Annotated in this window: 20 protein-coding genes; 13 read left to right on the top strand and 7 right to left on the bottom strand. The window is 47.3% G+C overall.

Features of this window, described 5'->3' with window-relative positions; all coding sequences use genetic code 11:
• Positions 1–22 precede the first annotated feature (22 nt).
• The 8 genes from C557_RS0107875 (at position 23) to C557_RS0107840 (ending at position 8258) form a co-directional block, all read left to right on the top strand.
• The gene (locus C557_RS0107875; protein WP_018751306.1) at positions 23–1513 is read left to right on the top strand and encodes a nicotinate phosphoribosyltransferase; all 1491 of its coding nucleotides are present in this window, start codon (positions 23–25) and stop codon (positions 1511–1513) included.
• Positions 1514–1532: 19 nt separating this feature from the next.
• Positions 1533–2144, top strand: a complete 612-nt coding sequence (gene nadD / locus C557_RS0107870) for a nicotinate (nicotinamide) nucleotide adenylyltransferase (RefSeq protein ID WP_018751305.1) — start codon at positions 1533–1535, stop codon at positions 2142–2144.
• Positions 2145–2325: 181 nt separating this feature from the next.
• Positions 2326–3147 carry an ammonia-dependent NAD(+) synthetase gene (gene nadE, locus C557_RS0107865; protein ID WP_018751304.1) on the top strand — a complete coding sequence of 274 codons (822 nt, stop codon included), beginning with the start codon at positions 2326–2328 and terminating at the stop codon, positions 3145–3147.
• A 391-nt stretch (positions 3148–3538) separates the two neighbouring features.
• Positions 3539–4246 carry a LytR/AlgR family response regulator transcription factor gene (locus C557_RS0107860; RefSeq protein ID WP_018751303.1) on the top strand — a complete coding sequence of 236 codons (708 nt, stop codon included), beginning with the start codon at positions 3539–3541 and terminating at the stop codon, positions 4244–4246.
• 1 nt (position 4247) lies between these two features.
• Positions 4248–5570, top strand: coding sequence for a sensor histidine kinase (locus C557_RS0107855; RefSeq protein WP_018751302.1), 1323 nt, complete (start codon positions 4248–4250; stop codon positions 5568–5570).
• 67 nt (positions 5571–5637) lie between these two features.
• Positions 5638–6249, top strand: a complete 612-nt coding sequence (locus tag C557_RS0107850) for a hypothetical protein (RefSeq protein WP_018751301.1) — start codon at positions 5638–5640, stop codon at positions 6247–6249.
• A gap of 417 nt (positions 6250–6666) precedes the next feature.
• Complete coding sequence (locus tag C557_RS0107845) at positions 6667–7740, top strand: branched-chain amino acid aminotransferase (RefSeq protein ID WP_018751299.1); 1074 nt, start codon at positions 6667–6669, stop codon at positions 7738–7740.
• A 107-nt stretch (positions 7741–7847) separates the two neighbouring features.
• The gene (locus tag C557_RS0107840; RefSeq protein ID WP_018751298.1) at positions 7848–8258 is read left to right on the top strand and encodes a MarR family transcriptional regulator; all 411 of its coding nucleotides are present in this window, start codon (positions 7848–7850) and stop codon (positions 8256–8258) included.
• A 232-nt stretch (positions 8259–8490) separates the two neighbouring features.
• On the opposite strand, the gene C557_RS0107835 is transcribed toward C557_RS0107840, so the two are convergent.
• Entirely contained in the window at positions 8491–9255 is a 765-nt protein-coding gene (locus C557_RS0107835; RefSeq protein WP_018751297.1) for an RluA family pseudouridine synthase, read from the bottom strand.
• A 2-nt stretch (positions 9256–9257) separates the two neighbouring features.
• The gene (locus C557_RS0107830) at positions 9258–10121 is read right to left on the bottom strand and encodes a class I SAM-dependent methyltransferase (RefSeq protein ID WP_018751296.1); all 864 of its coding nucleotides are present in this window, start codon (positions 10119–10121) and stop codon (positions 9258–9260) included.
• A 239-nt stretch (positions 10122–10360) separates the two neighbouring features.
• Here C557_RS0107830 and C557_RS0107825 point away from each other — a divergent pair, with 239 nt between their 5' ends.
• The 4 genes from C557_RS0107825 to C557_RS0107810 all read left to right on the top strand — a co-directional run bounded on the left by C557_RS0107825 (position 10361) and on the right by C557_RS0107810 (position 15134).
• Positions 10361–12085 (top strand): ABC transporter ATP-binding protein, encoded by a 1725-nt coding sequence (locus tag C557_RS0107825; protein ID WP_018751295.1) that lies wholly within the window; start codon positions 10361–10363, stop codon positions 12083–12085.
• A gap of 26 nt (positions 12086–12111) precedes the next feature.
• Positions 12112–12888, top strand: coding sequence for an ABC transporter ATP-binding protein (locus C557_RS0107820; RefSeq protein ID WP_018751294.1), 777 nt, complete (start codon positions 12112–12114; stop codon positions 12886–12888).
• A 94-nt stretch (positions 12889–12982) separates the two neighbouring features.
• Positions 12983–13828 carry an SPFH domain-containing protein gene (locus tag C557_RS0107815; RefSeq protein ID WP_018751293.1) on the top strand — a complete coding sequence of 282 codons (846 nt, stop codon included), beginning with the start codon at positions 12983–12985 and terminating at the stop codon, positions 13826–13828.
• A gap of 259 nt (positions 13829–14087) precedes the next feature.
• Entirely contained in the window at positions 14088–15134 is a 1047-nt protein-coding gene (locus C557_RS0107810; protein WP_018751292.1) for an HD-GYP domain-containing protein, read from the top strand.
• 95 nt (positions 15135–15229) lie between these two features.
• Here C557_RS0107810 and C557_RS0107805 read toward each other — a convergent pair whose 3' ends face one another.
• The 3 genes from C557_RS0107805 to C557_RS0107795 all read right to left on the bottom strand — a co-directional run bounded on the left by C557_RS0107805 (position 15230) and on the right by C557_RS0107795 (position 16335).
• Complete coding sequence (locus C557_RS0107805) at positions 15230–15532, bottom strand: DUF6442 family protein (RefSeq protein WP_018751291.1); 303 nt, start codon at positions 15530–15532, stop codon at positions 15230–15232.
• A gap of 154 nt (positions 15533–15686) precedes the next feature.
• Complete coding sequence (locus C557_RS0107800) at positions 15687–16118, bottom strand: DUF2178 domain-containing protein (RefSeq protein ID WP_018751290.1); 432 nt, start codon at positions 16116–16118, stop codon at positions 15687–15689.
• Positions 16105–16335 (bottom strand): helix-turn-helix transcriptional regulator, encoded by a 231-nt coding sequence (locus C557_RS0107795; protein ID WP_018751289.1) that lies wholly within the window; start codon positions 16333–16335, stop codon positions 16105–16107. The genes C557_RS0107800 and C557_RS0107795 overlap by 14 nt, the downstream gene beginning before the upstream one ends.
• A 426-nt stretch (positions 16336–16761) precedes the next feature.
• Here C557_RS0107795 and C557_RS23195 point away from each other — a divergent pair, with 426 nt between their 5' ends.
• The gene (locus tag C557_RS23195; RefSeq protein WP_018751287.1) at positions 16762–17328 is read left to right on the top strand and encodes an acyl-CoA dehydrogenase family protein; all 567 of its coding nucleotides are present in this window, start codon (positions 16762–16764) and stop codon (positions 17326–17328) included.
• Positions 17329–17347: 19 nt separating this feature from the next.
• Here C557_RS23195 and C557_RS0107780 read toward each other — a convergent pair whose 3' ends face one another.
• A complete protein-coding gene (locus C557_RS0107780; RefSeq protein ID WP_018751286.1) occupies positions 17348–18454 on the bottom strand; it encodes a DNA alkylation repair protein in 1107 nt (368 codons plus the stop codon).
• 89 nt (positions 18455–18543) lie between these two features.
• The gene (locus tag C557_RS0107775; RefSeq protein ID WP_018751285.1) at positions 18544–19536 is read right to left on the bottom strand and encodes a zinc dependent phospholipase C family protein; all 993 of its coding nucleotides are present in this window, start codon (positions 19534–19536) and stop codon (positions 18544–18546) included.
• Positions 19537–19620: the final 84 nt, after the last annotated feature.

Genomic DNA, 19620 nt, shown 5'->3' with positions numbered 1-19620 from the left:
GATGAAGAAGGAGCAACCGGAGATGAATATAACAGAGGTTACGCTGCCACAAAATATTTATGCCGACGATAGCTTGGCACTCCATACGGATCGTTATCAGATTAACATGGTGGAAGCTTATTTTAGAGACGGGATTCATAACCGCAAGGCGATATTTGAAGTGTATTTTCGTAAAATGCCCTTCCAGAATGGCTACGCTATTTTTGCAGGACTTGAGCGTGTAATTCGATACTTGCATGATTTCAATTTCAGTGACAGTGATCTTGCTTATTTAAGAGATGAGGGCTATGCCGAGGATTATCTTGCCTACTTAAAGGAGTTAAGATTTACAGGTAATTTATATGCCATGCGGGAAGGGGAGCTTGTGTTTGCCAATGTACCGATTTTACGTGTAGAAGCCCCTTTAGCCGAGGCCCAGCTCATTGAAACGGCAGTACTCAATATTGTGAATTACCAGACGTTAATCGCTACGAAGGCATCGCGGATCAAGCAAGTGATTGGGGACGGGATCAGTATGGAGTTCGGGACTAGGCGCGCGCAGGAAATGGATGCGGCGATCTGGGGGACGAGAGCAGCTTATATCGGGGGCTTCGATGGGACGTCTAATGTAAGAGCAGGGAAGCTATTTCATATTCCAGTGGCAGGTACACATGCGCATGCTTTTGTGCAGGCTTATCAGGATGAATATACGGCATTCCGTAAATACGGAGAGGTTCACCAGGATTGTGTCTTTCTGGTGGATACGTATGATACCTTAAAGTCCGGTGTGCCTAATGCGATTAAAGTAGCCGGGGAGCTAGGTGACAAGATCAACTTCCGCGGGATTCGCCTGGACAGTGGCGACCTGGCGTATTTGTCGAAGGAAGCACGTAAAATGCTAGATGCAGCAGGTTATACAAACACCAAAATTTATGCCTCCAATGATCTTGACGAGTACACGATTATGAATCTCAAGACACAAGGCGCTAAAATAGATGTGTGGGGCGTGGGAACAAAGCTCATTACAGCCTATGATCAGCCTGCGCTGGGTGCGGTATATAAATTGATTGCCATTGAAAATGAAGTGGGCTCAATGGTGGATACCATTAAAATAAGCGCTAATCCTGAAAAGATATCGACACCGGGCATCAAAAAGGTATACCGTATTATTAACCGAAATAGCGGTAAATCCGAAGGGGATTATGTGGCACTTGCGAGTGAGCAGCCGCAAGCCGAGCAGAAGCTGAAGATGTTCCACCCTGTGCATACGTACATTGCTAAATTTGTAACAAACTTTGAAGCACAGGAGCTTCATCAGCTTGTTTTTGAACAAGGAAAGCTAGTGTATGCTCTTCCTGCGCTCGCTGACATACAAGCATTTGCCAGCAGTAATCTTGAAGTGTTATGGGAGGAATACAAGCGGATGTTGAATCCTGCGGAATATCCTGTGAACTTGAGTCAGCGGTGTTGGAATAATAAGATGAAATTAATTGAAGCGGTACGAGAAAAGGTGAATGGGAGCCTGGAGGCTTAGGAGAGGTGTGTCATCCATCATGGGGAAGATCGGGATTTATGGTTCGTCATTTGATCCAATTACGAATGTACATTTATGGACAGCAAGCACGATTGCTCATCGTTGTAAGCTAGATCAGGTCATCTTCTTGCCTTGCTCTAGCAAGCGGACGGATAAAACCATTATGATCTCTGATGAGCATCGGTGGAATATGATTGAACTTGCCATTCGTGGAAATGATAAGTTTACTAGCGAACGTTATGAAATGGATTTACCTGCTTGGGAAATTGCGACTTATTTAACTTTAAAGCACTTTAAAAGCGTGTATCCTGATGATGAAATTTACTTTATTATGGGTGCCGATTTACTGCTGGATATTGGTGAAGGAAAATGGAAAAAATCCGAGGAACTCATTCAGGAAAATAAATTTATAGTGATGGCCCGAGAGGGAATTAGCATGTTAGCGGCCATCAGCAAGTCTCCGATCTTGCGCAATGCAGACGACGGACATACGTTTCATCTGATTGATAAAGGCTTGGCAATGGAGATTAGCTCTACGTATATCCGGGAAGAATTTCAGCGTGGAGGAGAGCCAAGATATTTATTGCCTGAGTCTTGTTATCAGTATATTAAACAGCATGAGCTGTACTAAATATTTAAATCAATTAAATTTGGCTCTCGCTCAAAACCAGTACTTGACAAAAAACATCTAAAGATCGGAGGGTCGTAGGATTCTGGAGAAACGAAGTGGCCGCCTTTGAGAATGGATTTCATGTCAAGCACTGATTCCGGTGTTTAGCCTTTAAATTTAGTATAGGAAAGGATGGATCGAGATGAGTTTACAAGCAGAAATCATACGTAGCTTGCATGTTAAGCCGGTTATTGATGCAGAGGTAGAAATTAAAGAGCGTGTACAATTTTTGCAGGACTATTTAAAATCCGCAGGAGCTAAAGGATTAGTGTTAGGCATTAGTGGTGGACAGGATTCTTCGCTGGCAGGAAGATTGGCTCAGTTAGCGGTGGAAGGTTTGCGTGCGGAAGGGGTTGAGGCTACCTTTTATGCCGTACGCTTGCCCTATGGATCTCAGCAGGATGAGGACGATGCACAAGCCGCATTAGCCTTTATTAAGCCGGATAAGTCACTTGTGTTTAACATTCAAGATAGTGTAGATGCAGTGGCTAATAGCTACAAGGAGACCGCATCTGCGCCGCTAGCAGACTATCACAAGGGAAATGTAAAGGCAAGAATGCGGATGATTGCGCAATATGCGATTGCTGGAGAGCATGGATGTCTGGTTGTCGGAACAGACCATGCAGCCGAAGCCATTACCGGATTTTTCACGAAGTTCGGGGATGGTGGCGCAGACGTACTTCCATTGAGTGGTCTTACGAAAGGGCAAGGTCGTGAGTTGTTGCGAGTGTTGGGAGCAGAAGAGCGTATTTACCTTAAAGTACCTACGGCTGATCTGCTCGATAACAAGCCGCAGCAAGCTGATGAGACTGAGCTTGGATTATCCTACGATATATTGGATCAATATTTAACAGGGCAAGAGGTTGCTCCTGAAGCAAAGGCGAATATTGAACGCCGTTACCTGGCAACCACACACAAACGTGAGCTTCCAGCTACCCCCTTTGATGCATGGTGGAAGAAATAACATCACTAACGAACCATGACGCCATCTTTATGCGAACCCATCATTAAATACAGTACGTGCGGGATCATGGTGAATATGAAGTAGTGTCGGCAAAAGAATCAGGCAGGATGTTCCGATATTCACTTCGGGACATCCTCTTTTGTCATGCAAGAAGATAGGCCAATAGGATGTGATTACGCTGTCAAATGTTCTATAAATGCCTGCAGGGGATAATGTCAAATTCGCATTTTAACATTACACAACAATGGCAAAGCATTTCACAACAATTCCATTGAAATCAATTGTATAATTTGAAAAAATAATAAGATGGGTTACATATAAAAAACAAGTCTTAAATATTGAGATTTGCTTTTCGTTATGCAGAACCATACAGAATGGTTAGGATAAAATTATGATAAAAATTGCTATATGCGATGATGAAAAAAACGCCTGTGAAGCTTTAAAAGATAAAATACTTAATTATATGCAAGAAAAGAAAGAGCATTACGAAATTGAATGTTTTTTTAGTGCCGCTACGCTTTTACAGACTTCCTGTGCTTACGATATGTTTTTTCTAGACATACAGATGCCAGAACAAGATGGACTTACGTTGGCGAAAAAGATACGGGAAAAAGAAAGTCATAGCATAATAATTTTTATAACCGCTTTAGCAGAATATGTCTATGAAGCTTTTGAAGTTGAAGCTTTGGACTATATTTGTAAGCCTATGCAGGACATTCGATTACATAAAGTTATTGATCGAGCATTAAACAAATTACGGACAAATAAAAATAAATGCTTATTCATTCAGACTATGAACTGGTGCAAGTCCATTAAATTGGATGATATTTATTTCTGCGAAGTAATTAACAGAAAGATTTATCTCCATACAAAAAACGGCGTGATTGAGTATTATTCTAAATTAGAGGATATTGAAAAGGAACTTGATTTCCGTTTTGTTCGCTGTCACCGTAGTTATCTCGTCAATTTGGATTATTTGCTGGAATACGCAAGGGGACAGATTATATTAGAAAATGGAGAAAGTATTCCAACCTCAAGGCTTCGTCATCAGGATTTTATGGATGCTATGATGTTGTATATGAAAAGGAAAGGAACTTAAAGTGGAGTGGTTCATTTTAAACTTACTATATTCGAGTATTATTCCAGTATTGCTATATTTTAATTTTTGTCGCTTTTGTGATGTAAAGTTCCGATGGTATGGGGCACTATTATATGCTGTTATATCATCTGCTTTGGTCAATTGTAACGCAGTAGTGGGACTGGGAGAAATTACAAATGTTGTTTTAGGGATTTTACTACTATCAGTTTGTGGGGCACTGTTCCATAAATGTAGATTTATAGAGTCGTTTACCTTATCGTCATTGGTGATTTCTATAAACAGCATTGTAGACGGAATTATGCAATCTTTTATACACTGGATTCTTTCTCTAATCAACGCAAAATTTGTTCTGATGTACGCTGATTTCGCTAGGTATACATTGGTAATTCTATTACTGCTGTTTACATTCCGTATTGCTAAAAAGACTTTTTCAGACAGTGTAAAAAATATGCGCCTATCAATGCTATTAGTTCTTATAACCCCCATTTTATTTATTACATTAGTAGAAGCTGTGGTATCTGATTCTATATATGGCAACACGGTAATATGGAATACAGAAACAGGGTTAGTATCTCCAATTGTGAATAATATGCAGATGCTACTTTTACGTTTATTCGCCTATGGTGGATTGTTTTCCATTTTGACAGTTTATAAAAAAATGACAGTATCAATTGAGCATGAGCAAACAATACGTTTGCTGGAGCAACAGACACAGAACCAAGAGGTTTATGTCAGAGAAGCTAAGCTAAGATACGAACAAACCCGTTCATTTCGGCATGATATTAAAAATCATTTACTTGTTTTACATCAGTTGATCAAGGGTGAGAAAACAAATGAGGCAGAAGAATATTTAAGAAATATGGAAGTTGTGTCTAACTCTTTGTCATTTCAGGTGCAAACTCGTAATGGTGCAGTAGATGCACTTTTAAGTAGTAAGTTAGATATTGCGACACAAAAGGGAATCCCTACGCATTGCACGATACGGATTCCCCAACCAAGTTCTATAGCTGATATGGATTGGTGTATCGTTTTGTCAAATGCCCTTGATAATGCAATCAGTGCCAGTGAAGATGTTGCCAGTCAGGATAGATGGATTTATTTATCTGGAAAGCAGAAAGGAAATGCTTACCTTCTTAATATTGAAAACTGCTGTCTCCAATACACAAAGCTACCTTTAGAGGGAATAGGACTATCTAACATAAGGGCTGTTTTAAAAAAGTACAACGGAAAAATGGAAATTGAGATTTCAGATAACATTTTTAAACTGAACATATTGTTCATCATTCCACAACACTCTAAAGACATTCCGCAACAAACCTGTTGAAAAAAACTATTTTATTCTTAAAATTGGGATTGTAATTACCAACTTTACATGAAGAAGGAGAATTCCCATGTTGATAGGAGCAGTAGATAACACCATTCATCAGCAAAACCCATATGTAAATAAATCTGAAAACCGTCAGACGGCAGGTGCTGCTGACAAAGCAGATAATGATTTTAAAGTGGAATCGAAGAAAGTATCAAGGGCATTAACTGAACCGCACGATGAATATATTCCAAGTAATCAAAAGCCAAATGAACCTTCCGGTATTTACAGGCTGGAAAAAGCTGAAAATGGCCTGCAAAGAATCGTATTTGACCGTCCTGATTCACCCGAAAAAAGCGAACAAGCGGATACCGCAGAGAAAAAAGTATCGGAAGATTCGCCTAAAGCGGCACCCGATGAAATAAAAGATAGTAAAAGGCTAGAAAAAAAGGATGAACCAGAAAAAAATAGTGACAATGAGGATAAGCAGCAATCCTCTGTCAATACCGATAAAGTTGATGCTGAAATTAAGAAGCTGAAAGAGGAAAAAAAGCAGATTGAACAACAATTAAAAGGTACTGGCGAGGATGGAAATGAGCGTAAAGATCTTGAAAAGCAGTTGTTACAAGTTGAATCGGAATTAAGTGTTAAAGATAACGATGCTTATAGAAAGCAGAACGCAACTTATACCTTATAACTAGCCGAGCCTATTATTTAACTCCCAACAACATACATAATTTAACGTTGTTTCTGCGGCGGAATAAATAGTTGTATCATGCGCACCGATGATAAACGGCGGTTTTGAGATTAAATCAAAGCCGCTTTGTTATGTTTGGGAGAGGCCGTTGCTTTCTCGTAACGGCCAGATGTAGCAGAAGCCTTTCTTCTGAATCGCTTTAAAAAATCATATCAAAAAATGGCCCCTCCGACTCCATTGGCAACGGCAATGAAATATTCCAGCAAGCGATGCTCCAACACGCCATCTCCTTCATTAACCATAGTTTTTAATCAATGATAATAATTGAAATTATGTTATTGATCAATGAATACAGAATCGGTATAGTTAAGTCAACTTACCAATTCGGATTTAATAGATAAAGGAGAATGTTAAACGATGAAGTCATGGCCAATTACACTTGCTACGGAAAAGAAACTTAAACCTGCCCCCGATCATTTGGGCTTCGGGAAATATTTTACTGATCATATGCTGTTGATGGATTATACGGATGGGCTGGGATGGCATGATCTACGGATCGTTCCGTACGGACCGCTGGCGCTTGATCCTTCCGCTATGGTGTTGCATTACGGTCAAGAGGTCTTTGAGGGCATGAAGGCTTATCGGACACCGCAAGGCAAGATTGCGCTGTTCCGTCCTGAGATGAATTTGCGGCGGATGAATGAGTCCTGTGCCCGGATGAGCATGCCCCAGGTGGATGCGGAGGAAGTATTGGAGGGAATCCGGCAACTGATCGAGCTGGAGAAGGATTGGGTGCCGGAAGGTGAAGGCAATTCACTGTATATCCGTCCCTTTATGATTGCGACAGAAGCTGGACTTGGCGTGCGCGCGGCCAGTGAATATCAATTGATCGTTATCCTCTCGCCGGTCGGAGCTTATTATTCGGAAGGGATTCATCCGGTCCGTATTTATGTGGAGGACCAATATGTTCGGGCGGTACGCGGAGGAACCGGGGAAGCCAAAACTTCAGGGAACTATGCCGCGGGGATTAAGGCCCAGGAAGTGGCCAAGGAATTTGGCTTCTCACAGGTATTATGGCTGGACGGGATTGAGAACCGCTATGTTGAAGAGGTTGGCAGTATGAACGTATTCTTCAAGATTGGGGACGAGGTGGTTACGCCGGAGCTGAATGGCAGTATTCTGGCCGGAATTACCCGAAATTCGGTAATCAGCTTGCTGGAGGACTGGGGGATCCCTGTTAAACAACGGAGAATCTCTGTCTCCGAACTGTTCGAGGCGCATGAGGCAGGAACCTTGCGGGAGGCGTTCGGCACAGGGACGGCTGCGGTTATCTCTCCCATCGGAAGTATGCAGTGGGAGGGTCGTGAGATTGAAATTTGCGGCGGACAGACCGGAGAACTGTCCAAACGGCTTTATGATACGCTCACAGGCGTCCAGCGGGGGGATCAGGAGGACCCAAGGGGCTGGAGATATACAGTTTGTGAAGCTTAAGGCGGCCCGGGCAAGCCATGAAGACAAATGATGGAGCCTGAGAAGGAATTCCATAGGAACACAGCGAATTAGGAAGGATGGTGATGTTAGGCAAGGAGGGGTAAGATTTGCATACCGCCGAGTTTTCCAGATTGCTGGACCTTATTGTCAAGGACTATCAGACACATATGGAAGAGGAGCTGGCTCCGACGTTGACCACGTCCCAGCTCACTGTGCTGGAATTGCTGGAGCAGCAGGGGAGTCTGAAACCGTCCGATCTCATTCCGTTTCTATCCACCACGCCTGCGGCGGTTACGATGCTGCTGGACCGGATGGAGCGCGGAGAATTGATTCGCCGTGACCGCGATGAGCATGATCGTCGGAACGTGTGGGTGTCCATTACGGATAAAGGGCAAGCTGAGGTAGAGCGGGGCGTGGCTGTCCGAAATGCTTATTTGAGCGGAGTGCTTGACCGCATATCCACCCATAATCAACAGTTGCTCATTTTTTTGCTGGGGAAGATCTCCGGAACCAAATAAGCGGATTAATGACAAAGGCGGGAGCCGGAGCAGATGCTCCAAAACTCCCGCCTTTATGTTATAAAAAGTGTGGTGAACGTCACCGGAGAGCCGGTATGGAGCTGGAACAGCGGATGCGGTCGCCTTTAAACCCGGATTTTAACCCTGTGGGGTCTAATAGTTCAGGTAAATCTGGGTTTAACAGCGAGTGGAAGCCCATACCGGTCGTAGGTCTGAATTGTTCACCACACTTTTAGAATCCGTTCTCTCCCGCCCGCAGCATATCGGCCAAATGGCTAAATGTTCGTTCCTCCCAGAGGTCCCACGGATACTGACGCGGAGGAAGGGAGACCAGGTCGACAGGCTCCTTGGTCACCGGATGGGGAAATCCCACATACAGCGACCATAAGGCAATTTGTTGCCCGGGCTGGTTCAGAGATGCCCCGTATTTCTGGTCCCCATAGAGAGGGCAGCCGAGATGACTCATTTGCACTCTAATTTGATGTGAGCGGCCCGTATGCAGTTCTACCTGAACAAGACTCAGGTGGTCTGCAGCCGAACTGCCCAGCACCCGGTAATCCAGACGGGCATCCTTGCCGCCGGGAGTACCTGCCGGGACGACGGAAACCGTATTGGTCCGCTCATCCTTCAGCAGTGTATCGGAGAGTGTCCCTTGTGGCTGCGGAGGCATGCCATGTACAATCGCAACATAGGACTTGCCAAATTTGCGGGTGCGCACTGTGTCGGCAAGCCGGGAAGCGGCCTTGGACGTCTTGGCAAAGATCATTGCGCCACCGACCGGGCGATCCAGCCGATGCACCAGGCCCAGGTAGACGTTGCCGGGCTTGCCGTAGCGTTCCTTAATATCGGCCTTGAGCAGGTTCAGCAGGTCGGGATCGCCGCTGGCGTCCTCCTGGGTAGGGACGTTCACGGGCTTCTCGATGCCCAGGAGATGATTGTCTTCAAACAGGATAGCCATTTCCGGCTTACAGGTCGTCCGCATGGCCCGGGAGTTCATGACTATTCCTCCCAGCGTCCGAGTATGCCGCAAGGCAGATGAAGCCCGGAACGGGTAATCGGCAGCCCTAGCTCCCCGGCGGAGATCTGTCCGCCAAACCGCTGCTTCACGGTCATGGACAACATGTTATTCAGCACCGTCGGCAAAATCCCTGTTGTATAGGAGTTGATCAGGAAGAACAGCGGGTTGTCCGACAGGATGGAGAGACAGGATTCCACGAACGGATACAAGCTGCTCTCCAGCTTCCACATTTCACCGCCAGGCCCTCGTCCATAGGACGGCGGGTCCATAATGATGGCATCATACCGATTGCCCCGCCGCTGCTCGCGCTGTACGAACTTGAACACATCGTCCGTGATGAAGCGGACATGTCGGTCAGCCAGGCCGGAGAGGGCCACGTTCTCTTTGGCCCACTGCACCATGCCCTTGGCGGCATCGACATGGACGACGGAAGCGCCGACCGAAGCGGCTGCCACGGTAGCTCCGCCAGTATAGGCGAACAAGTTCAGCACTTGAATCGGCCGCCCCGCTCCGGAGATCTTGTCCATCATCCACCGCCAGTTGGCCGCTTGCTCAGGAAATAAGCCCGTATGCTTGAAGCTGGTCGGGCGAATATAAAATTTCAGCCGGTCGTAGGAAACGGTCCAGCGTTCGGGAAGCTGCTTCTTAATGTCCCATTGTCCTCCGCCAGAAGAACTGCGGTGATAGTGTCCGTGCACCTCACGCCACTGACGATCCTCTTGGGCAATCGGCCAGATGATCTGTGGATCGGGACGTCGTAAAATAATGTCCCCCCAGCGCTCCAGCTTCTCTCCGTTCCCGGTGTCCAGCACCTCATAATCTTGCCAATCGTTGGCTACGTACATGTATTAATCCTTCCTTCCGTGCGCCTAAAGCGAACAGCCCTTGCCGGGCTTTCTAGTCCATAGGTCGGTTCATTCGGTAGTTATTGTACCTTATTTAACTGGGCTCATGCCACCATCTTGGAGAAAACTTCTTCAATTTATGTGAAAACTGTGATAGATTGATCAACAAACCAACTAAGCCGTAGTTGCTCGTGATGAATGCAACTTACATAGCTGAAAGATAGGAGAGAGACAGAGAGATGCTGCGCCGTTTTTTCTCATATTACCGTCCGTACAAACATTTATTCGTACTTGACTTTACCTGTGCCGTGGTAGCGGGCTTGCTGGAGCTTGGATTCCCCATAGCGGTCAATCAATTTGTCGATAAGCTGCTGCCAGGGCAGAACTGGTCGCTCATTATGTGGGCATGTGTAGCCTTGCTGGGTATTTACGTCCTCAACACGGGGCTGAACTATATTGTGACCTACTGGGGACATATGCTCGGGGTGAACATTGAGACCAATATGCGCAAAAAGATGTTTGACCACCTGCAAAAATTGTCCTTCCGTTTCTACGATAACAATAAAACGGGGCATCTGATGTCCCGCATCTCTAATGACCTGGACAATATCGGCGAGGTTGCCCACCACGGTCCGGAGGACGTGTTCATTGCCGGAATGACGCTGATCGGCTCATTTGTGCTGATGCTGACTATTAACTGGAAGCTGGCCGTCTTGACCTTCCTCGTTGTCCCGATTATAGTCTGGGCGGCACTTTATTTTAATAGGAAAATGACTTCGACGTACCGTGGTTTATTCTCGGCGCTCGGTAATTTTAATTCCCGCGTTGAAGAGAACATCGGTGGTATCCGCGTAGTTCAAGCGTTTGCTAACGAACAGCATGAGCAGGGATTGTTCGAGGAGAACAATAATGCTTACCGGGCTACCAAGCTACGTGCTTACAAAATCATGGCGGGCAGCTTGTCAATCAACTATATGCTGATGCGGTTCGTTTCCTTGTTTGTTATGGTCTGTGGGACCTGGTTTGTGATTCAAGGGGAGCTATCTTACGGGGAATTTATCGGCTTCATCTTGCTGGCTAACGTATTTATCCGCCCGATTGAGAAGATCAATGCAATCATCGAGAGCTATCCGAAGGGAATTGCCGGGTTCAAGCGGTATTTGGAAATTATGGATACGGAGCCGGACGTGGCGGATGCACCTGACGCGGTCCACGTCGGCTCCTTGCAGGGAGATATCCATTTTGACCGGGTGTCCTTTGGTTATGAAGGCTCGTCCCGAGTCCTGGATGGAATCAATATGAGGATACGACCTGGCGAGACTATAGCTTTCGTTGGCCCGTCGGGCGCAGGTAAGACCACACTGTGCAGCTTGCTGCCGCGCTTCTATGATGTGGATGGGGGGCAGATCACCATCGATGGCATGGATATCCGCAAGATGACCCTAAACTCGTTGCGGCGTAATATCGGAATCGTGCAGCAGGATGTCTATTTGTTCTCTGGCACCATTCGTGAAAATATCGCTTACGGTAAGCTGGACGCGACGGAGGAGGAAGTGTGGGAGGCCGCTCGGCGAGCGCAATTGGAGGAATTCATCCGCTCCCAGCCGGAGGGGCTGGAGACGGTCATTGGAGAGCGTGGCGTGAAGCTGTCCGGAGGACAGAAGCAACGCTTGGCCATTGCCCGCATGTTCCTGAAGAACCCGCCGATTCTCATTCTGGATGAGGCCACCTCGGCGCTGGATACAGAGACGGAGCTGGCCATCCAGCAGTCATTATCCGAATTGGCGGTTGGTCGTACGACGCTGATTATCGCACACCGGCTGGCAACCATTAAGAATGCGGACCGGATTGTTGTGGTTACCGAGGAAGGGATATCCGAGCAGGGCCGCCATCAGGAGTTGATCGCGGCCGGGGGCCATTATAGCCGGCTGCATCAGGCGCAGTTTGGTCAATTAAACAGTTAAGCTTGAGGGAAGGAAGAGATAGAGGGATGAATATCATCGAAATGGAACGCGTGACCTGGGAACGCGAGGGCAAGACGGTGCTTAAGGGAATCGACTGGGCAGTACAGCAAGGGGAGCATTGGGCGTTGCTTGGTCTTAACGGATCGGGAAAAACAACGCTGCTGAATATGCTATGCGGCTACTTGTGGCCAACGTCAGGCACGATCAGCGTTTTGGGCAATCGATTTGGGGAAGTGGACCTTCGGGACCTGCGCAAATGGATTGGCTGGGTCAGTTCGTCCTTGCAGGAGCGGTTGCACGGTGGACAGAAGGGCGAGGATTTGGTTGTGAGCGGCAAGTTCGCAACCATCGGATTATACGAGCAGCCGAGTCCTGAAGATTACGAGCGGGCATTTGGACTGATGGAACGGCTTCGATGTGCACACTTGCGGGGGCGTACCTATCAAACCTGCTCGCAAGGCGAACGCCAGAAGCTGTTGATCGCACGGGCGCTTATGGCCTCACCCAAGCTGTTAATTTTGGATGAGGCAGCTAACGGGCTTGATTTTATCTCTCGTGAAGAGCTGTTGGAAAGCATCGCGCAGCTGGCTGCCGAGCCAGAGGCGCCTCATATGCTGTATGTCACGCATCATACGGAGGAGGTTCTGCCCATCTTCAGCCGAACTTTGTTGCTGCGGCGGGGAGCAGCCTTTATGCAAGGGCCAACAGCCGAGGTGCTGAGTGAGCAGCATTTATCTGAATTTTTTGAGGTTCCTGTAGCTTTGCACTGGAATCAAGGACGAGCCTGGCTGTCGCGGAAATAATTTTTTGCTACCAATGGCCCTACTCTCCCGTATTACATGATATAGTTAGCGGGCAACAAAGAGGCAGAATATATCATGTGGGGGGATCAGGTAGATGGAACAAGGAACTGGAACGGCGAAGAAGCCCAAGGCGAATATGCCGATAGGAAAAATGTTATCGACTGCTGTAGTGGTCGTCGTCTTGCTTGTTATTGGGGTAAACAGCTACGCACAGGTGGAATACGGTCATGTTGGTTTGTATAAAACGTTTGGTAAGCTCAATAGCAATATTTTGACACCCGGTATGCATTTGAGGATTCCTTTTATTCAAACGGTTATTCAAGTGAATACGCAGGTAACCAAGACGGAGACGGATACAACGGCTTCCTCCAAGGACCTGCAGCCAGTCTCGACCCATGTCTCGGTGAACTATTCCGTGAACAAGGAATCGGCGTATAACCTGATGAATAACATTGGCGGCAATTATGATAGCGTCATAATAAATCCGGCTGTACAGGAAATTGTGAAGGAGGTTACAGCCCGTTATCAAGCTGAGGACCTGATTGCCAAGCGGGATGTGGTAGCTGGCGAGATCAGCGAGCATTTGACCGCACGGTTGGCTAAATATGATCTGATCGTCAACGAAATCAATATCGTCAACTTTAAATTCTCTGAGGCATTTAACCAATCGATTGAAGCCAAGCAGGTTGCTCAGCAACAGGCCCTTAAGGCTAGCAATGATCTCAAGCGGATTGAGATTGAAGCCAAGCAGAAGATCGCCCAGGCGCAGGCTGAGGCGGAATCACTCAAGCTGAAGAAGCAGGAAGTGACGCCGGAATTAGTCCAATTGAAGCAAATTGAAGTCCAGGAGAAGGCGCTGGAGAAGTGGGATGGCAAGCTGCCGCAAGTCACGGGTGGAGCGACTCCGTTTATAGATATCCAGTCCTTGACCGGACAATAATTCCATCAGACTCAGGCATCTGCCGCCGGGCCACAGGCCCGGCGGTTCTTTGTGCGGATAGCTGGATTGGCATGGATTTACTTGCAGGGAAATGCATAATTTAAGGTCTAAATGCCTAATGGATATTGATTCTTAGGTGCACTATGATTCATAAATACCATCTTAAGCACTATTAAGGAAATGATGAATACGCTCGATATTTATAGGTAAGAAGAATTTGATTCGGCGTTTGACGTTCGAGAAGAGGAGAGGGGAAAACATGAGAACCCACGTCATGGAATTACAGGAAGGAGATCGGTTGAAGACGGATATTTTCAACCGGGCTGGGCTGCACATACTTCCCAAGGGAACTAGTATACATACGGAAGAAATTGCCCTCTTGATTCGCCAAAGCATTGATTATGTAGATATTGAACTACGTGAGGGACAGGCAGCGCCTGCTTCCAAGGACCCAAAGGAATTCACTCAGCGGTTGAGAGATAACTTTTATTTTACGCTCAAGGGTTATCAGGCCTTGTTTTTGGAGGCGCTCACGACAGGAAAATTCAACCAGTCGATGGTTGACCGTCATTTAGTTCCTATGCTTGAAGTGCTGGATCGCAATAAGGATGTCGTGTCACTGCTCATAGCTTTTAGCGAAGAAGACGTCACCATTTACAATCATTCTTTGCAGGTAGGGCTTCTATCCTATTACATTGCTACCTGGCTGGGTTATTCTGCCGAGGAATGTTATGAGATCAGTAAAGCGGGTTATCTGCATGATATCGGCAAGAGTAAGGTTCGTCAGTCCATTCGTAACAGCAGCCATCAATTGACTGAAGAAGAGCGCGAGGAAATGAAGCGCCACACGACTTACGGGTATGAGATCATTCGTGATTCGACCGGTGAGGAAGTTACCGCTTTGGTCGCGTTACAGCATCATGAATATGAGGATGGCTCGGGTTATCCGAACCATCTGTCGAAGGAAAAGATTCATCCCTATACAGAAATCGTGGCTGTAGCCAATGCCTATATTGGCTTGGCCTCGCCGGATGAAAACCGCAATCGTCAGGACCTCTTGACAGTGCTGCGGAGGATTTATGAGCTTGGGTTTGGAAAATTGAATGAAAAAGCTGTGCAAGCATTAACGCTTAATCTGCTGCCTAACTTTATTGGCAAGCGAGCCAAGCTGAGCAATGGAGAAACGGTCACAATTGTCTGGAACAATCCGATGGATATCTTCAAGCCCCTTGTCCAGGTTGATGAGGAGCGATTCCGGGATTTGTCCAGAGAACGTTCGATTGATCTGGAGCAGGTGTTTATTTAACAAAGCGATGTCCACAAAGAATCATCATAACTTGGCTCATTATTCTGATGCGTTACTGACTCCCGGCGCATCAGAAAATTCAATATACAAACAAGTTACGACCCACTAAAGCAAAACCATATCAGCAAGGCGATTCCAATTAGTCCTATAATAAGAGCAATGTGAAAATACGCCTTTTCGTTATATTCCTTGTGCTTGTAAAATAAACCTGTCGCACCGCCGATAAATAGCAATGCGAGACTGCCTTTCCAAGCGGGGTTGCCTTTGACCAGGCAAATCAACGTCAAAATTTGCGTGGCAGTGATCATCAATTCCAGCGCATAACTTTTAGAGGCCACTTCTATTTGTTGATCTCGTTCATCCTTGAATGGACGTTTCGGTAAGTTGTTTTTCTGCATTTTCAATTCGCTCCTTCTTCGTCATAAAGGAATTCAAGCTTGTGAAAGAAAATATTGATTGTAACGGTTTTCCAACGGCTCCCTTGATTAGAACCCCTTCAAAGTGAGCCGCCGACTCATTATAGAATTGAAATGATGCCATCATTTTTCCTTCTCAAATTCGTTTCTCATAATAGAAGCTTACGATCAATTGCACTAAAGTTAAAAATCCCAACAAAAGGGCTGATACGGTATAAACAGGAATCCACGCCGTGTTAGCGGTCAGCTTGTGTCCAACCACGCCCCCAACCATAGAGACGATAAGGCATCCATATAGAATTTTAAGGGTTAGTGAGCTCGCTTTAAGTGCTACAAGCTTGTTTCTCTCATCATGATCTTTTATTATATCCTGTCTTGTTGCCTGCTTTGAAAATGCCCGGATAAAGCTGCCGATTCCGATCAGAATACACAGCACAGCAATGACTAGATCTTTGATCTGTTTTGGTAAAAAATCCTCTGGCGAAGTGATAGTAAAGCTTAAATTAATGATGCCAAGTGCTGTAAACAGGATTCCACCAATAAACCCCTTTATGTTATAAATTTTCACGCTGTTGATCCTCCAATGCTTTATTTTCCTGCAAACAGCATAAATCCTCCACCGTTGTTCCAAATACCTCTGCCATGCGATAGGCCAGCATCAGGGAAGGGCTGTACTGCTCTTTTTCAATTGAAATGATGGTTCTTGATGAGACATAAACCAGATCCGCAAGCTGTTGCTGGGTCATATTGGCCTTGGACCTGAGCTCTTTTACCCTTGTTTTCATAATCCTCCCCCACAAACATGAAGTTCACTTCACCAGAAGTATACTTCATGTTATTCCGAAAACAAAGAAACGTCAAGTGCAAAAGTTACGCTGTGCCCTGTGGTCTTTTTTGCAGTTCCGGCTAATTGAACTCGCAATATGACATGATTCCGGGCTTTATATTATACTGGGCTCAGGTTGTTTATTTAAACGCCTTCTTACCTATCTCATCCATAGAAAGGAAGATTAGCATCATGTTCTTGTACGATTACGCGCAGGTGGAGAAAATAAGAGATTACGCGTTGGAAAGGGAGCAGCGTGGAGAGATAGAGGATTGGTTATTGTAGCGGATCGACGTATGCGAGCTTTTACACGGCCAATTGTATCATTGAAGGGGAGGGAGAGCCGCACATACGCTCCTTCGCATTCTTTCCGGAGCAGGTTGAGGTGATACGCGACTGGAATTCGCTTGGACTGCGGGCCACATCAAGCCATTCCATCAAGGTGCAGAACTCCTTTGTACCGGAGAGCATGGCATTTGATATCGCTACCGAACCTCGCTATGGTGATCCGATTTATCGTGTTCCGTTTCTGCCATTTGCTCAAACCTCGTTTGCAGCGGTATCGATGGGGATTGCTCACCATTTTCTGGAGGAATGCCGAACCTTGGCTGACCGGAAGGCTGTGGAATGGGGCGAGAGTCAGCCTGGTCGTCTGAAGGCTTTGCTTGAGGCGGTGGGCAGGGAAGAACAAAGGCTGACCGAAGCGAGCAGCCTGTTCCACGCTATAGTTCAATCCTCCTGGGAAGCGTTGGTTCGGGAGGGCGCGCTGCCCCCGGAACGTTGGCATAAGGTGGGACAGATCAGCCAGCAGGCAGCCAGCACAACGCGCAGCGGCGCACAGTCCGTGTTCCCGCTGCTTGGCATGACGGGCTTGCTGCAAGAACATCCGCTGAACCGTACCTGGCGGGATTTGCATACGGTGACGCAGCATTCCGTTCTTCTGAGCCTATAGCCTGGATGGCTGGTCTGCATTAGCTTCGCTTCAGTTGAAGCAGTGTGTGGGCCACCTCGACGCCGTTCACCAACAGGGCGATCCGGTGCTCGCCAGGGTAATGCCGCCGGGTTGTAAGGTCGGCCCAACTGTGACGGCGAGAGCTGCTCAGCTTCGTACCACCCGGAACCGTCTTGTCCGACAGCAGAAATAGCTTGCGGGAAGTACGTCCGCCTGACTTAACGAAGTCGATGCCATATTCGATTCGCACTTTGGCTGGCTGGCCTGGACGAATAGCCAGCTCGTAGTGCAGCTCACAGCTATCCCCGATTTGCAAGCTAGCCGGGTCTGTCGCAATAGCAGCGAATTTAGTCAACGGTTCGTCTCCGCTTGCCTGGGCATAGCCGAACAGCTCCAGTGCAGCCGGACCGGCCTTGCGGACCAGAGTTCGGCAGCCATGGCGTACAATCCAGTCCGTGTGGGGGTGCGTGCCTTTCCAGCGCCGGGCAAGATCAAGCACCAGTTCCGGATGATCCTTGGCAATATCGTTCAGGTTATTGGCTACGCTCTTGCGCACATATAGACTAGGGTCAGCCTTAAGCTGCTCCAGGATGGGCAGGATAGGCGTGGGGTCTTGTTTGAATGGCCCCAAAGCTTGTCCCCAAGGCAACCGGGGGCGACAGCCTTCACTGGCTAGTCGCCGAACATGTTCATCGGAGTGGCGGGACCACTCCTCCATTTGCAGCATCATCCGTTTAGGGTCGCGGAGAATAAAGGAGCGAACGGCAAATTCGGCCGAGGATTTGGATGTAAAGTCCTCTAACGCCTGCATCGCCAGCGGCCAGTCCGCTTCGTTGCTGCCGAACACCTCCACAAAATCAGGGAAGAACAAATAAGGGAAGCCTGTGCAGTCTTGAGCCACCGCATACAATATTTTAATGGCATCGCCAAAACCCGGAGGCAACTGCTGCCCCAGCGTGAGCGTAATTTGCCGTATCCGTGCCTTCAGTTCTCGCTCTTCCCACGTGTCATCCATCGTATCCGCCACAAATTGCGCGGCATCAAATCGTGGATATACGATATGGATTTTCTCACCGAATCCTCGTAAAAAGGCTTCGCTATATATGGACTTTAATGTCTCGGCCATCGTTAAATCCCCCTGTTTCTGTACAGACTTCAGGGTTATATTCTACTATGTGGGGGAGCCGCTGTCACGTTCCGGGGCGTGGCCGGGGCTTAGCTGGTTCTTTGACGGCTCCAGATGGGCTCGGCATACAGATTAACCAGGTGGCTGCTGCACTCTTTGCCGGTATCATAGGAGCGGTTGCCAAGCACTTGCTGAAAGTCCTCCAGCTTGACTGCAAGGGTGGCCGGGTCTTCCTGGCTGCTATGCAACCATTCGGCAAGGGCATGAAGGACCTGCCGCCCATCCTCTAAAGCCTGCTCCCACAGCTCCCACACACTTTCCCGGCGTACTTCGGAATAAAGGGCGGAATGTCTCCATTCCTTTCGCTGCTCGTTCAAATAATCGGGGATATTCTGGGTGGATAGGAGTGAGGCGGCAGGATAAAGAAGCTGTCCCAACGCCTGAGGAACCAACGATCTCTTCCAGCCACTCGGGTCGTAAAGCAGTCGATGTGCGAGCACCATGTCCTTATAGGATTGCTGCCAGCCCTGGAAAGACAACCGGGATACTTCCGGATAAAGGCTTAGCGTTGTGTCCTGCAGGATTTGGAGAATTGGCCGAGGTATTCCGTTAGCTAGCTTAATCTGCTTCCAGCCCTGCTCACGTGAGACATCTACTCGCTTGTAGCGATACAAGAAATAGGCATCCAAGGCGATTTCAAAGCGTTGATGGTTCAGGCGCTCATAACCTGCTTTCCAGTTAATATAAGGATGAAAATTGCGATCTAGCAAATGATGGGTTAGAAATCCAAGGAAATAAAGCTGTGCCAAAGTACGTTCCGGCTCGCTGTACCGCAGGCTTCTTTTCCAAAATTCAATCAGAGTAGGCCCGCAGCTTTGGCTGTGCATCAGGTTGCCAAGAAGAGTCATGCTGCTTGACTTGCGCCAGGACAGGAAACCGTGAAAAAGCAGGAAATCAGGCCCTTGGCAGCCAAGTTGATAAAGCTCCCGCTGAAGGTGAAGATCGCTTAAGAAGGGCAGAAGCTCCCGGAATTCCGCCGCAAGTTGTTGACCGTATTCTATGTGCATCCACAGGGCTGGCATCGGCTTTCCTCCCGTTAAATGGGTCAGTTGGTTCTCATCTCAGCATAAAGAACAGATATTTTGGGAGCGTAAAAAATGATTCGA

The sequence above is a fragment of the Paenibacillus sanguinis 2301083 = DSM 16941 genome (assembly GCF_000374825.1).
GTDB classification, from domain to species: domain Bacteria; phylum Bacillota; class Bacilli; order Paenibacillales; family Paenibacillaceae; genus Fontibacillus; species Fontibacillus sanguinis.
This window is presented reverse-complemented; position numbering and strand designations above follow the sequence as displayed.

What these genes read in the sequence shown, in the direction of transcription:
- C557_RS0107875 (WP_018751306.1), top strand. Translation starts at nt 23, where the DNA reads ATGAATATAACAGAGGTTACGCTGCCACAAAATATTTATGCCGACGAT.
- nadD (WP_018751305.1), top strand. Translation starts at nt 1,533, where the DNA reads ATGGGGAAGATCGGGATTTATGGTTCGTCATTTGATCCAATTACGAAT.
- nadE (WP_018751304.1), top strand. Translation starts at nt 2,326, where the DNA reads ATGAGTTTACAAGCAGAAATCATACGTAGCTTGCATGTTAAGCCGGTT.
- C557_RS0107860 (WP_018751303.1), top strand. Translation starts at nt 3,539, where the DNA reads ATGATAAAAATTGCTATATGCGATGATGAAAAAAACGCCTGTGAAGCT.
- C557_RS0107850 (WP_018751301.1), top strand. Translation starts at nt 5,638, where the DNA reads ATGTTGATAGGAGCAGTAGATAACACCATTCATCAGCAAAACCCATAT.
- C557_RS0107845 (WP_018751299.1), top strand. Translation starts at nt 6,667, where the DNA reads ATGAAGTCATGGCCAATTACACTTGCTACGGAAAAGAAACTTAAACCT.
- C557_RS0107835 (WP_018751297.1), bottom strand. Translation starts at nt 9,255, where the DNA reads ATGAACTCCCGGGCCATGCGGACGACCTGTAAGCCGGAAATGGCTATC.
- C557_RS0107830 (WP_018751296.1), bottom strand. Translation starts at nt 10,121, where the DNA reads ATGTACGTAGCCAACGATTGGCAAGATTATGAGGTGCTGGACACCGGG.
- C557_RS0107825 (WP_018751295.1), top strand. Translation starts at nt 10,361, where the DNA reads ATGCTGCGCCGTTTTTTCTCATATTACCGTCCGTACAAACATTTATTC.
- C557_RS0107820 (WP_018751294.1), top strand. Translation starts at nt 12,112, where the DNA reads ATGAATATCATCGAAATGGAACGCGTGACCTGGGAACGCGAGGGCAAG.
- C557_RS0107815 (WP_018751293.1), top strand. Translation starts at nt 12,983, where the DNA reads ATGGAACAAGGAACTGGAACGGCGAAGAAGCCCAAGGCGAATATGCCG.
- C557_RS0107810 (WP_018751292.1), top strand. Translation starts at nt 14,088, where the DNA reads ATGAGAACCCACGTCATGGAATTACAGGAAGGAGATCGGTTGAAGACG.
- C557_RS0107805 (WP_018751291.1), bottom strand. Translation starts at nt 15,532, where the DNA reads ATGCAGAAAAACAACTTACCGAAACGTCCATTCAAGGATGAACGAGAT.
- C557_RS0107795 (WP_018751289.1), bottom strand. Translation starts at nt 16,335, where the DNA reads ATGAAAACAAGGGTAAAAGAGCTCAGGTCCAAGGCCAATATGACCCAG.
- C557_RS0107780 (WP_018751286.1), bottom strand. Translation starts at nt 18,454, where the DNA reads ATGGCCGAGACATTAAAGTCCATATATAGCGAAGCCTTTTTACGAGGA.
- C557_RS0107775 (WP_018751285.1), bottom strand. Translation starts at nt 19,536, where the DNA reads ATGCCAGCCCTGTGGATGCACATAGAATACGGTCAACAACTTGCGGCG.